Source organism: Sphingomonas ginsengisoli An et al. 2013 (assembly GCF_009363895.1).
Lineage (GTDB): Bacteria > Pseudomonadota > Alphaproteobacteria > Sphingomonadales > Sphingomonadaceae > Sphingomicrobium > Sphingomicrobium ginsengisoli.
The window spans coordinates 2,040,760-2,054,055 of record NZ_CP045434.1 but is presented as its reverse complement, the minus strand read 5'-3'; the positions used below and the strand labels follow the sequence as shown (position 1 = coordinate 2,054,055).

The following is a 13,296-nucleotide window of genomic DNA, read 5'->3' as shown; positions in this document are numbered from 1 at the left end:
AACTTTGCTGCCTCGCTTTTCACCCGTTCGCCACTGCACTAGCTCTCCTTGCGACTGACTGATTCACAGGGGGAGTTTTCCGATGCGCAAGTCGATGTGGCTGTTGTCGAGTGGCCTGGTGGCCCTGGCGACCCCGGTGTTCGCCCAGGAGACCACCAATCCGCAGGGCGCGACCCCGACCGAAGGCGCGACGACCAGCGCCGCCGCGGTATCGAACACCCAGGCTCCGCCCAAGACCCAGGATCCCAACGTCGACGTCAACACCGGCGACATCGTGGTCACCGCGACCCGCCGTAACGAGGCGCTGTCGGACATTCCGCTGGCGGTCAGCGCGGTCACCGCGGCACAGCTGCAGAACACCGGCGCCAACGACATCCGCCAGCTCAACCAGGTTTCCCCCTCGCTGCTGGTGTCCTCGACTTCGTCCGAAGCGGGCGCGGCGGTGGCCCGTATCCGCGGCATTGGTACGGTCGGCGACAACCCCGGCCTCGAAAGCTCGGTCGGCGTGTTCATCGACGGCGTCTACCGCTCGCGCACCGGCACCGGCCTGACCGAACTGGGGCCGATCGATCGCATCGAAGTCCTGCGCGGGCCGCAGGGCACGCTGTTCGGCCGCAACACCTCGGCGGGCCTGATCAGCATCATCACCGCCAAGCCGACCTTCGCCCCGTCGGTCTATGGCGAAGTGACGCTCGGCAACTACAGCCTCCGCCGGGTCGAGGGCGGGGTCAACGCGCCCCTGTCCGACTCGCTCGCCGTGCGCCTCGACGGCGTCTACATGAAGCGTGACGGCTTCCTTCACGACGTCGTCTCCGACCGCCGGATTAACAACCGCGATCGTTACCTGCTGCGCGCCCAGGCGCTCTACAAGCCCAACGAAGATTTCAGCTTCCGCCTGATCGGCGACTATTCGAAGCGCAAGGAAGAGTGCTGCGGCGCGGTGTTCCTGCCGGCCAGCGACAGCGTCTACACCAACGGGACCTTCTCCTCGCAGCCCTCGACCATCGCCGGCATCGAGCGCGGGCTGGGCGGGATCATCCTCGACAATCCCTACGCGCGCCAGGTCGCGATCACGCCGGGCCGGGACTATGTCTCGAACGTCAAGGATTACGGCATTTCGGGTGAGGCCGTATGGAAGCTCGGCGGTGCCGAGCTGACCTCGATCACCGCGTACCGCTACAACAATTATGTTCGCGGGCAGGACGCCGACTTCAACAATCTCGACCTCATCTACCGGGCGAGCGACGGCGGCTCGTACAACAAGTTCAAGACCTTCAGCCAGGAGCTCCGCCTCCAGGGTTCGACCTGGAATGACCGGTTGGACTGGCTGGTTGGCGGCTATTACGCCAACGAGAAGCTGCAGGTCCGCGACAACCTCGCCTACGGCGCCGACTATTCGCGCTACGCCAACTGCCTCGTCGCGCTCAACTTCGCGCAGGTGACCGGCCAGTCGGCGCTGGTGCAGCCGAGCAACGCGACCTGCTTCAACCCGGCGATCGCGACGGCGCTGCTGCCGGCCGTCGGCACCAGCGCCACGGCGCTGTCGGCCTTCGCGCGGTTGGGCGTATTCGCCTCGCCGACCTTCACCAACTCGGGCTTCACCAACCTTGCCCAGGCCTCGGGCTTCCCAGGTCGGACCTTCTCGGGCGTCGCCATCGACGACCTTTACAACCAGACCAGCAACAACTTCGCGATCTTCACGCACAACATCTTCACCATCGCGCCGGGCCTCAAGCTCACCGCGGGGCTGCGGTACACGCGGGAGAAGAAGACCCTCGACGTGAACCTGCGCGATGCCGGCACCGGCCTCGCCACCAACCTGTGCGCCTTCTACTCGCAGCCGGCCTTGGGCTCGCTCGAGCAGCTGCCGTGCGTCATCCCGAGCCTGCCGGGCGGATCCTACGTCGGCAGCGACTCTCAGGTGGAGAAGAAGTTCTCGGGCACCGCGGTGTTGAGCTACAAGCCGACCGAGAGCCTGCTCACCTACCTGAGCTACTCGCGCGGCTACAAGGCGGGCGGCTACAACCTCGATCGCTCGGCCTTCTCGCGCTACGTCTTCCTCAACAGCGCCGGCGTTCCGATCGCGGGCGCGGTCTGCCCGTTCACCGGGACCGCGCCGACCGGCTGCGCCACCGGCACTTATGGCCGGACCGGGCTCAGCAGCATGTCGCAGCTGCGCTTCAAGCCGGAAATTAACGACGCCGTCGAACTGGGCGCCAAGTTCAACGGCCGCAAGGTCGACATCAACGTCGCCCTGTTCAACGAGCAGTTCCGCGACTTCCAGCTGAACACCTACAACGGCGTCAATTTCTTCGTCGAGAACATCAACAGCTGCAGCCAGAGCCTGAACGGCGCTGACACCGACAATGCCCAGCAGACGCCGACCGGCGCCTGCACCGCGGGGATCAGGTCGGGTCTGCGCAGCCGCGGTCTCGAGTTCGAGTCGTTCACCCGCCCGGTGCCCGACGTGAACTTCAACTTCGGCGCGACCTACGCCCAGACCAAGTATCGCGCCAACCTGGTCGGCGCCGACGGCCGGCCGTTGTCGGCAGCGTTGTTCCAGCTGCCGGGCCAGCGCCTTTCCAACAGCTCGCTGTGGACGGTGAGCAGCAGCCTCTCCTACACTCCGCGCATCACCGACAGCGGCATCCGCGCACTGTTCTACGTCGATGCCCGTCATCAGACGGCCTTCAACACCGGCTCGGACCTCGATCTCGAGAAGCTGCAGAAGCCCTACACGCAGGTGAATGCCCGCATCGGCATCCGCGGTCCGAACCAGGCCTGGGCGGTCGAGCTGTGGGCGCAGAATCTGTTCAAGGAGAATTACAAGCAGGTCGCTTTCGACGCGACGCTGCAGGGCAGCTGCACCATCCGCGGAGCGCAGGCCGGCTATTGCTCGCCGCTGCCGAACCGGGCGACGCAGCTCTACGGCGCCTTCCTTGCCGAACCGCGGACCTACGGCCTGACCGTGCGGTTCAAGTGGTCGCCGGCGCCGCACGCGGCCCCGATCCCGGTGGCCGAGCCCGCGCCGCCGCCGCCCCCGCCGCCGCCCGCGACCCAGACTTGCCCCGACGGATCGGTGATCCTGGCGACCGACGCCTGCCCGGCGCCGCCCCCCCCGCCCCCGCCGCCGCCGCCGGCGCCCGAGCGCGGCTAAGTCGCGACAACCAGCTCCAGGAGGAGGAGAGGGCCTCGCCGGGCAACCGGCGGGGTCCTTTTTATTTAGGACGTGAGTGCTGGCTGTTGGGCGGCGGCGAGCAGCAGCGCGTCGCGGAGCGCCTGCCCGGCCTCGGCGCTGAGCTTTTCGCCGCTCGCGTCGGTCAGGTAGAAAACGTCGACCGCGCGCTCGCCGTAAGTGGCGATATGGGCGCTGTGCACCACCAGCCCCTGTTCGAAGATGATCCGCGCGAAGGTCGCGAGCAGGCCGGGCCGATCGGCGGCATTCACTTCGACCACGGTGGTCCGGCGCGAAGCCTTGTCGGCGATCACCACCGCCGGCGCGACAGTGAAGGTCGTTGAGGACGGACGGGTCGTGGGTACCGCCGGCAGCGCGGTGGCGGCGAGCGCCTCCTCGACGTGGCGCACCAGTCTCTGGCGGTGGCGCTTGTCGGTATAAGCGAGGCCGCGTGCGTCCTGCACGAGTAGATTGTCGAGCGCGATGCCATCGCGGGTGGTGTGGATACGCGCGTCGACCACGCCCGCGCCAGCGGCCGCCAGCCCGGCGGCGATCCGGTAGAACAGGCCCGGCCGGTCGGCGGCGAAAACGGTGACGCGGGTGGCGCCGTCCTCCTGGCCCTCGGCCGTGACACTCGCGCCGTCGTCGCCGATCCGCGCTCCCGCCGCTGCCATCTGTCGCGCATTGGCGAGCAGGGCGTCGGCGGGCTCGGCCAGCCAGTAGCTGTCGGGAAGGCGGCGGGCGTGGCCACGCGCCGCCTTGGTCGACCAGCCGAGCTGGTCGCTCAGCACCTGCTGCCGCGCCGTGACCGCTTCGCCTCGTCCTTGCTGCTTGTGGCCGAGCCGGAGCCGCTCCTCGGCCGCCTCGTAGAGGGTGCGGATGAGCCGTCGCTTCCATTCGGTCCAGATGCCCGGGCCGACCGCGCGAATGTCGACCACGGTCAGCACCAGCAACAAGCGCAGCCGCTCGGGACTTTGTACGACCGCGACGAAATCGTCGATCGTCTTGGGGTCGGCGAGGTCGCGCTTGAAGGCTGTGTGGCTGAGCAACAGGTGATGGCGGACCAGCCAGGCGACCGTCTCGGTTTCCGCCGCGTCGAGCCCGAAGCGCGGCCCGAGCTGCAGCGCGATCTCGGCACCGAGGACGCTGTGGTCGCCCTTGCGGCCTTTGGCGATGTCGTGGAGCAAAGTCGCGACGTAGAGTGTGCGGCGCGACCCCAATTGGCGGAACATGGCGGTGGCCAGCGGATGGTCGTCGGTGAGGCCGCCGCGCTCGATCTGGGCGAGCAGGCCGATCGCGCGGATGGTGTGCTCGTCGACCGTGAAGTGGTGATATTTGTCGAACTGCATCTGCGCGACGACCCGGCCGAAGTCGGGCACGAAGCGGCCGAACACTCCGGCTTCGTTCATCCAGCGGAGCACCAGCTCGGGCCGTTCGCGGTCGGTGAGCACCTCGAGGAACAGCGCATTGGCTTGAGGGTCGTCGCGGACCTGGTCGACCAGTCGCGCGTCGCGCGCCGCCGCGCGCATCGCCTTGGGGTGGATCTCGAGCCCCTCGCGCGCGGCGAGCGCGAACATCTCGATCAGCCGCAGCGGCTGTTCGGCGAGGAAATTATCGCTGGCGATCGACAGTCGGCCGCGGTCCATCACGAAGCCGTTCAATCGGCGCGGCCGGCGGAGGAAGGTCGGCAGCGCGAAGCGCAGCCCCTTGCGCCCCATCTGCTCGTCCAATTGGGCGAGGAACACGCCGGTCAGATCGCCAACGATCTTCGCCTGCAGGAAATAGAATTGCATGAAGCGCTCGACCGCCTGCTTGCCGGGCCGGTCGGTGTAGCGGAGCGCAGCGGCCAGCTCGGGCTGGAGGTCGAAGCCCAGCCGTTCCTCGGCGCGGCCGCTCAGCAGGTGAAGCTGGCAGCGGACCGACCAGAAGAAGCGCTCGGCGCGGTCGAAGCGGCCGAACTCGGCGCGGGTCAGCAGCCCGGCGCCGACCAATTCGGCGGGCGTGCGGACGCCGTGGATATATTTGCCGATCCAGTAGAGCGTGTGGAGGTCACGCAAGCCGCCCTTGCCGTTCTTGACGTTGGGCTCGACGACGTAGCGGCTGTCACCCATCCGCACGTGCCGCTCGTCGCGCTCGGCGAGCTTGGCGGTGACGAATTCGGCCGCGGTGCCGGCGACCACTTCCTTGGCGAAGCGCGTGCGGCCTTCCTCGAACAGGGCCGGGTCGCCGCCGAGGAAGCGCGATTCGAGCATGGCGGTGCGGACCGTCATGTCGCTTTTCGCCAGGCTGACGAGCTCGGGCAAGGTGCGGATCGCCTGACCGACCTTCAGCTTCAGATCCCACAATTGGTAGAGCGTCGATTCGATCACCTGCTCGCACCACGGCGCGCGCGGGTGAGGGGTGAGGAACATCAAGTCGATGTCGCTGAACGGCGCCATCTCGCCGCGGCCATAGCCGCCCAAGGCGACCAGGCTGACGCGCTCGGCGGCGGTGGGGTTTGGCGAGGGATAGCGGCGCTGTGCTTCGGCGAAGGCGGCGAGGACGAGGCGGTCGGTCAGCGCGGCGTAGGCGGCGGCGTGGCGGCGGCCCGCGCTCGGCTCGGCGGCGACCTCGGCGGCGATGGCGGCCCGGCCGTCGGCAAGGAGAGCGGCGAGCGGCTGGTCGCGGGTCGCTGCGGTCGCCACGCGCTCAGCGCTCGTCCGCGAGGCTCTTGAGCCGGTAGAGCGTTTCGAGCGCCTCGCGCGGGGACAATGCGTCGGGATTGAGCTCGGCGAGCGCGTCGAGCAGCGGGTCGGCGGGGGTTTCCTCGGGCTGCGCGGCGGCGGCGAACAGCGGCAGGTCGTCGAGCCCAGCGGCGATCCCGCCGGTGGCGTCGCGCCCGGCTTCGAGCTTTGCCAGCACCGCCTTGGCGCGGGTGACGACGTCTGGCGGCAGCCCGGCGAGCCGCGCAACCGCGATCCCGTAGCTGCGGTCGGCGGGGCCGCCGGCGACCTCGTGGAGGAGGACGAGGTCGCCCTTCCATTCGCGCGCGCGGACGTGGTGGAGCGACAGCGCGTCGAGGCGGTCGGCGAGGCGCGTCAGCTCGTGATAATGGGTCGCGAACAGGGTCCGCGCGACGACCGTGTCGTGCATCGCCTCGACCACCGCCCAGGCGATCGCCAGCCCGTCGTAGGTCGACGTGCCGCGCCCGATCTCGTCGAGGATGACCAGGCTGTTCTTCGTCGCCTGGGCAAGGATGGCGGCGGTCTCGACCATCTCGACCATGAAAGTCGAACGACCGCGGGCGAGATTGTCGCTCGCGCCAACCCGGCTGAACAGGCGGTCGACCAGCCCGACCTTGGCGCGCGATGCGGGGACGAAGCTGCCGGCCTGCGCGAGCAATGCGATCAGGGCGACCTGGCGGAGGAAGGTCGATTTGCCGCCCATGTTGGGGCCGGTGATCAGCCACAATCGGTCGTGCGGCCCGAGCGCGACGTCGTTGGCGATGAACCGGTCGCCGGCGCGGGCGAGCGCGCTTTCGACCACCGGGTGGCGGCCGCCGTCGATCTCGAGGCAGGGCTGCTCGACCACCGCCGGACGGCACCAGCCGCCCTCGGCGGCGCGTTCGGCGAGGCCGGCGGCGACGTCGATCCGGGCGATCGCCTCGGCGGTGTCGGCGATCCGCGCCGCGTCGGCGACCGCGAGCGCGGTCAGCGCGGCGAGATGCGCCTGCTCGACGGCGAGCGCGTGGGCACCGGCCTCGACGACCTTGCTAGCCTCGGCATGGAGGTCGGGAGAGTTGAAGCGGACCACGCCGGCGAGGGTCTGGCGGTGGGTGAAGCCGCTGTCGGGGGCGAGCAGTCGATCGGCGTGCCGCGCGGCGACCTCGACATGATAGCCGAGCACGGCGTTGTGGCGGATCTTGAGCGCGGCGACGCCGGTCGAGTCGCGATAGCGCGCTTCGAGGGCGGCGATGGCCTGGCGGCCGTTGCTGCTCGCGTCGCGCAGGGCGTCGAGTTCGGGGTCGAATCCGGAGGCGATGAAGCCGCCCTTGGCCGCGTCGAGCGGGGGCGAATCGACAAGCGCCGCGGCGAGACGCTGCGTAAGCCGCTCGTGACCGGCAAGGCGGGGCAGTAGGCTGGCGAGGAGCGGCGGGAGATCGGGTTCGGCGGTGAGCGCCTGGCCCATGGCGGCCGCGGCGACGAGGGCGTCGCGCACCGAGGCGAGGTCGCGGGGAGAGCCGCGGCTCGCCACCAGCCGCCCAAGCGCGCGGCCGAGATCGGGGAGCGCACGCAACGCTTCGCGCACCCGGCCGCGGCGCAGCGCATCTTCGTTCAGCCAGCCGACGAGGGTCAGCCGCGCCTCGATCGCGGTTCGGTCGAGCAACGGCGCGGAAAGGTCCGATCCGAGCAGGCGGCGTCCGGCGGCGGTGACGCAGCGATCGACCTCGGCGAGTAGCGAGCCGGCGACCTGCCCATCGGCGGTGCGGCAGATTTCGAGGCTGGTCCGGGTCGCGGCGTCGATCGCCATATGCTGCAGCCGCGCGATCCGGCGCGGTGCGGCGAGGAAAGCAGTGGCGCCCTTCTGGGTTGCGTCGAGGTAGGCGAGGAGGCCGCCCGCCGCCGCCAGTTCGGCGCGCGACAGCTCGCCGAAGCCGTCGAGGCTGGCGACCCCGAACCGCGCCTTGAGCGCGCGTTCGCCGCCGCCGCTGTCGAAGCCGCCCTTGCCCGGTGTGGTGCGGATGCCGGGGACCGAGGCGTCGGCGATGGTCTCGGCGGGCGACAGCCGCGCCAGCTCGGCCAGGAGGTCGCCCGGCCCGCAGGCGATCAGTTCGAACCGCCCGGTCGAGATGTCGGCGGCGGCAAGCGCATAATCCTCGCCCGCGCGGCCGATGGCGGCGAGCCAGTTTGCGGCGCCACTGTCGAGCAGTGTTTCCTCGGTCAGCGTGCCGGGGGTGACCAGCCGCACGATCGCGCGGTCGACCAGCGCCTTGGAACCGCGCGCTTTGCGGGCTTCGGCGGGGCTCTCGGTCTGCTCGGCGATGGCGACGCGGTGGCCGGCCTTGATTAGCCGCGCGAGATAGCCCTCGGCCGAATGGACGGGGACGCCGCACATCGGGATCGGCTCACCCGCGTCGGCGCCGCGCTTGGTCAGCGCGATGTCGAGCGTCGCCGCGGCGGCCTTGGCGTCGTCGAAGAACAGTTCGAAGAAGTCGCCCATCCGGTAGAACAGGAGCGCGTCACCGGCCTCGGCCTTGAGGCGGTGGTATTGCTGCATCATGGGGGTGGGGTCGTCGGCCCGGGCCATGGGGGTGACGTTAGTGGGACAGGGGTGTAACCGCCACCCCATGTCCGACAGCAATGTGAAGTTCTCCGAAGCCGAAGCGCTGCATTTCCACAGCCGCGGCCGCCCGGGGAAGATCGAGATCATCGCCTCCAAGCCAATGGCGACCCAGCGCGACTTGAGCCTCGCTTATTCGCCCGGCGTGGCCGTTCCCGTCCGTGCGATCGCCGAGAACCCGGCCTGCGCCTACGACTATACGGCTAAGGGCAATCTGGTCGCGGTCATCTCGAACGGCACTGCGATTCTGGGTCTGGGCAATTTGGGCGCGCTGGCGTCCAAGCCGGTGATGGAAGGCAAGGCGGTGCTGTTCAAGCGCTTCGCCGACGTCGATTCGATCGACCTCGAACTCGACACCGAAGATGCCCAGCGATTCATCGACGCGGTCGCGCTGATGGAGCCGAGCTTCGGCGGCATCAACCTCGAGGACATCGCCGCGCCCGACTGCTTCGTGATCGAGCAGACGCTGCGCGAGCGGATGAACATCCCCGTCTTCCACGACGACCAGCACGGCACCGCGATCATCACCGCCGCGGGCCTCATCAATGCCTGCCTGCTGACCGGACGCGCCCTCGGCGACATCAAGGTCGTGGTGAACGGCGCCGGCGCGGCGGCGATCGCCTGCACCGAACTGATCAAGGCGATGGGCGTGCGCGCCGACCATGTCATCATGTGCGACCGCACCGGCGTCATCCACACGGGCCGTACCGACCTCGACCAATGGAAGAGCGCGCATGCGGTCGTCACCGATCGCCGCACTCTGAAAGAGGCGCTGGTTGGCGCCGATGTCTTTCTCGGCCTGTCAGCGGCGGGCGCCTTGAAGCCCGACATGGTGATGGAGATGACGGAACGGCCGATCATCTTCGCCATGGCCAATCCCGATCCCGAGATCACGCCGCCCGAGGCCAAGGCCGCGCGGCCCGACGCGATCATCGCCACCGGCCGTTCGGACTATCCCAACCAGGTCAACAACGTACTCGGCTTCCCGTTCATCTTCCGCGGGGCGCTCGACGTGCGGGCGCGGGCGATCAACGACGAAATGAAGATCGCCGCCGCGCAGGCGCTGGCCGAGCTGGCGCGCGAGCCGGTGCCCGACGAGGTCGCGGCGGCCTATGGCGGCAAGGCGCAGCGATTCGGCGCCGACTACATCATCCCGGCACCGTTCGATCCGCGGCTGATGGAGATCGTCCCCGCGGCCGTCGCCGAGGCGGCGATGCGCTCGGGGGTCGCGCAAAAGCCGATCGAGAATATGGCGGCCTACCGCCAGCAACTCCGCTCGCGGCTGAACCCGACCGTCAGCGTGCTGAGCCTCGCCTACGAGGCGGCCAAGGCCAATCCCAAGCGCGTGCTGTTCGCCGAGGGCGAGGAGAAGAACGTCCTCCGCGCCGCGATCGCATTCCGGGACAGCGGGCTTGGCACCCCGGTGCTGGTCGGCCGCGACGAGGTCTACGACAATCTCAAGGAACTGGGGGTCGACGATCCCTCGGGCTTCGAAGTGCTCAACAGCCGCAATTCGCCGCTGGTCGGGCGCGCGGTCGATCACCTTTACCGCCGCCTTCAGCGCAAGGGCTATCTGCGCCGCGAGATCGAGCGGATGGTCAACCAGGATCGCAATTTCTTCGCGGCGGCGATGCTCGAGCTGGGCGAGGCCGACGCGATGATCACCGGCACTACCCGCCCGTTCAGCCAGAGCCTGAAGCAGGTGCAGATGGTGCTCGACGACGACGGCCACACGCCGTTCGGGATCAACATCATCGTCGGCCAGAACCAGACCGTCCTGATCGCCGACACCGCGGTCACCGAGCGGCCGACCGCCGACGAACTCGCCAGCATCGCCGAGCGCTCGGCCGCCTTCGCCCGACGGATGGGGCAGGAGCCGCGGGTCGCCTTCGTCAGCTACACGACCTTCGGCAACCCGCCGGGCGCCTTCGTCGGCAGCCTGCGCGAGGCGGTGGCGCTGCTCGACACCCGCACCGTCGGCTTCGAATATGAGGGCGAGATGAGCCCCGAGGTCGCGCTCAACCACGACATGCAGCGGCGCTTCTATCCGTTCAGTCGGCTGACCGGGCCCGCCAACATCCTGATCATGCCGGGGCTCCAGTCGGCCAGCCTCAGCGCCAAGCTGCTCCGCGCGCTCGGCGGGGAGAATGTGCTCGGGCCGTTCCTGGTCGGCATGAAACTACCGGTGCAGATCGCCCCGATGACGGCGAGTGCGACCGATCTCGTCACGCTGGCGGTGCTGGCGGCCGGCGGGGTGGAGGCGTCGCGGGGGCTGTGACGTCGTCCCGGCGCAGGCCGGGACCTCAGGGAAAGCTGGCAGAACATCAGCGCTGCGCTACGCTGGTCCGATGCCAGGCTGGGTCTACATTCTCACCAACAAGCCTCATGGCGTTCTTTATACCGGCGTGACCGCTGACCTTGTTGAGCGTGTTTTCCAACACCGTGCTGGTCGCGGGTCGCGCTTTGCGCACAAGTATCAATGCCACACCCTCGTCTATGCCGAAGAGCATGAGCGAATCGAGGACGCGATCCAGCGGGAAAAACGGATCAAGGAATGGCCGCGGCTGTGGAAGCTCCGCCTGATCCACGAGGCCAATCCAGAGTGGATTGATCTTTCCGGTTCCTAGCCGACCTGAGGTCCCGGCCTTCGCCGGGACGACGTTTAGAGCCGCTCGGCGCTCGACACCGCGTCGCTTCCGCGCAGCGCGGCGAGGATGGTGTGGAGGTGGGCGAGGTCGTGCACTTCGACGTCGAGGTCGAAGGTGTGGAAGCTGCCGTCGCGGTGGACCTGCTGGAGGTTGATGATGTTGGCGTCCTTGGCGCCGAGGATGCCCGCCATCGCGCCGAGCGCGCCGGCCTGGTCGCGCAGGATCACCCGCAGCCGCGCGGTCGCGCCGTCCGAACCGTCGCCCCAGGCGAGGTCGAGCCAGTCCGCGTCGACCCCGGTCGCGAGGCTGTCGCAGCCGATCGCATGGACCTCGATCCCCTCGTCCTCGCGGCGCAGGCCGACGATGCGGTCGCCCGGGATCGGGTGACAGCAGGGCGCGAGGTGGAAGGCGACGCCAGGGGTCAGCCCCTTGACCGAGATCGCCTTGCGCTGGGCCGAGCGGCGCGGCGCGGCGACATCGCCCCCGGTCGAGCCCGGCATCAACGCTTCCATCAGCGCCTCGTCGGTGACCCGCTTGCGCGCGATCGCGATCATCAGCGCGTCCTCGCTTTCCTGCTTCAGCTTCTTGAGGGCGCGCGGCAGCGCCTCCTTGGGCAGCGGGACGGGCAGGCGGGCGACGATCTCGTCGTAGATCTTGCGACCCAATTCGACCGTCTCGTCGCGCTCCTTGTGGCGGACGAAGCGACGGACCGCCGAACGCGCCTTGCCGGTGGCGACGAAGCGCAGCCAGCTCGGCTGGGGATGCTGGGCGTCGCTGGTCAGGATTTCGACCTGGTCGCCATTCTCGAGCAATGTGCGGAGCGGGACGACCCGGCCGTTGACCTTGGCGCCGACATTCTGGTCGCCGAGCCGGGTGTGGACGGCATAGGCAAAGTCGACCGGGGTCGCGCCCTTTGGGAGCTGGATCAGTTCGCCCTTGGGGGTGAAGGCGAAGATGCGGTCCTGGTACATCGCCATCCGGGTATGCTCGAGCAGCTCCTCGGGGCTGTCGGCATGGTCGAGGATTTCGACCAGATCATCGATCCACGGCACGCGAATGTCGGCCGACGGGCGGCCTTCCTTATAGGCCCAGTGGGCGGCGAGGCCCTTTTCGGCCTGGAGGTGCATCTCGCGGGTGCGGATCTGCACCTCGATCCGCATCTTGCTGTCGTGGATGACCGAGCTGTGCAGCGACCGATAGCCGTTGCGCTTGGGGGTCGAGATGAAGTCCTTGAACCGGCCCGGGACCATCGGCCAGCGGCGGTGGATGAGGCCGAGCGCGCGGTAGCAGTCCTCGACGCTGTCGACGATCACCCGGAAGGCCATCACGTCGGACAGTTGTTCGAAGCTGATGTGCCGCTCGGCCATCTTCTTCCAGATGCTGTAGGGATGCTTCTCGCGCCCGGTCACCTCGGCGGTGAGGCCGTTGTCGGCGAGGTGAAGCTGCAACCCCAGGCCGATCCGGCCGATCACGTCGCCGCCCTCGGCGTGGAGCTGCGCCAGACGCCGGGTGATCGAGGCGTAGGCGTCGGGCTCCAGCTCGCGGAAGGCCAGCGTCTGCATCTCGTTCATGATCTCGTACATGCCGATCCGCTCGGCGAGCGGGGCATAGATATCCATGGTCTCGCGGGCGATGCGGCGGCGCTTGTCCTCGGCCTTGATGTGATAGAGCGTCCGCATGTTGTGAAGTCGGTCGGCGAGCTTGACCAGCAGCACGCGGATGTCGTCGCTCAATGCGAGCAGGAACTTGCGGAGGTTTTCGGCGGCGCGCTCATTTTCCGACTGCGCCTCGATCTTGGAGAGCTTGGTGACCCCGTCGACCAGCCGCGCGACGTTGCCGCCGAACAGCCGCTCGATCTCCTCGGGGGTCGCGACCGTATCCTCGATCGTGTCGTGGAGGATGCCGGTGGCGATCGTCTCGTCGTCGAGCTTGAGGTCGGTGAGGATGCCGGCGACTTCGATCGGATGGCTGAAATAAGGGTCGCCCGAGGCGCGGGTCTGGCTGCCGTGTGCCTTCATCGAGAAGACGTAGGCGCGGTTGATCAGGCCCTCATCGGCATCGGGGTCGTAGGCGCGGACCCGCTCGACCAGCTCATATTGACGAAGCACCGCCCCATGTGGGGCGAGCATCGCTCGCGTTGCAAGTGCGAAATGG

General features: G+C 68.7%; 6 protein-coding genes. 3 read left to right on the top strand and 3 right to left on the bottom strand.

The annotated features are described in order from the left end of the window. The first annotated feature begins 82 nt into the window (after positions 1 to 82). On the top strand, positions 83 to 3,157 hold the full coding sequence (locus GCU42_RS09890; protein WP_168713116.1) for a TonB-dependent receptor: 3,075 nt from the start codon (positions 83 to 85) through the stop codon (positions 3,155 to 3,157). A 65-nt stretch (positions 3,158 to 3,222) separates the two neighbouring features. On the opposite strand, the gene GCU42_RS09885 is transcribed toward GCU42_RS09890, so the two are convergent. Then, positions 3,223 to 5,859, bottom strand: coding sequence for a [protein-PII] uridylyltransferase (locus GCU42_RS09885; RefSeq protein WP_240309413.1), 2,637 nt, complete (start codon positions 5,857 to 5,859; stop codon positions 3,223 to 3,225). A gap of 4 nt (positions 5,860 to 5,863) precedes the next feature. Continuing rightward, positions 5,864 to 8,434: a DNA mismatch repair protein MutS gene (mutS, locus tag GCU42_RS09880; RefSeq protein ID WP_114227814.1), complete on the bottom strand. Its 2,571-nt coding sequence runs from the start codon at positions 8,432 to 8,434 to the stop codon at positions 5,864 to 5,866. 67 nt (positions 8,435 to 8,501) lie between these two features. Between mutS and GCU42_RS09875 the strand changes: the two genes are divergently transcribed. Then, a complete protein-coding gene (locus GCU42_RS09875; RefSeq protein WP_114227355.1) occupies positions 8,502 to 10,772 on the top strand; it encodes an NADP-dependent malic enzyme in 2,271 nt (756 codons plus the stop codon). A 70-nt stretch (positions 10,773 to 10,842) separates the two neighbouring features. Further along, positions 10,843 to 11,121 (top strand): GIY-YIG nuclease family protein, encoded by a 279-nt coding sequence (locus GCU42_RS09870; RefSeq protein ID WP_114227354.1) that lies wholly within the window; start codon positions 10,843 to 10,845, stop codon positions 11,119 to 11,121. A 35-nt stretch (positions 11,122 to 11,156) separates the two neighbouring features. On the opposite strand, the gene GCU42_RS09865 is transcribed toward GCU42_RS09870, so the two are convergent. Then, entirely contained in the window at positions 11,157 to 13,250 is a 2,094-nt protein-coding gene (locus GCU42_RS09865; protein WP_114227813.1) for a RelA/SpoT family protein, read from the bottom strand. Positions 13,251 to 13,296 lie beyond the last annotated feature (46 nt).

What these genes read in the sequence shown, in the direction of transcription:
- GCU42_RS09890 (WP_168713116.1), top strand. Translation starts at nt 83, where the DNA reads ATGCGCAAGTCGATGTGGCTGTTGTCGAGTGGCCTGGTGGCCCTGGCG.
- mutS (WP_114227814.1), bottom strand. Translation starts at nt 8,434, where the DNA reads ATGATGCAGCAATACCACCGCCTCAAGGCCGAGGCCGGTGACGCGCTC.
- GCU42_RS09875 (WP_114227355.1), top strand. Translation starts at nt 8,502, where the DNA reads ATGTCCGACAGCAATGTGAAGTTCTCCGAAGCCGAAGCGCTGCATTTC.
- GCU42_RS09870 (WP_114227354.1), top strand. Translation starts at nt 10,843, where the DNA reads ATGCCAGGCTGGGTCTACATTCTCACCAACAAGCCTCATGGCGTTCTT.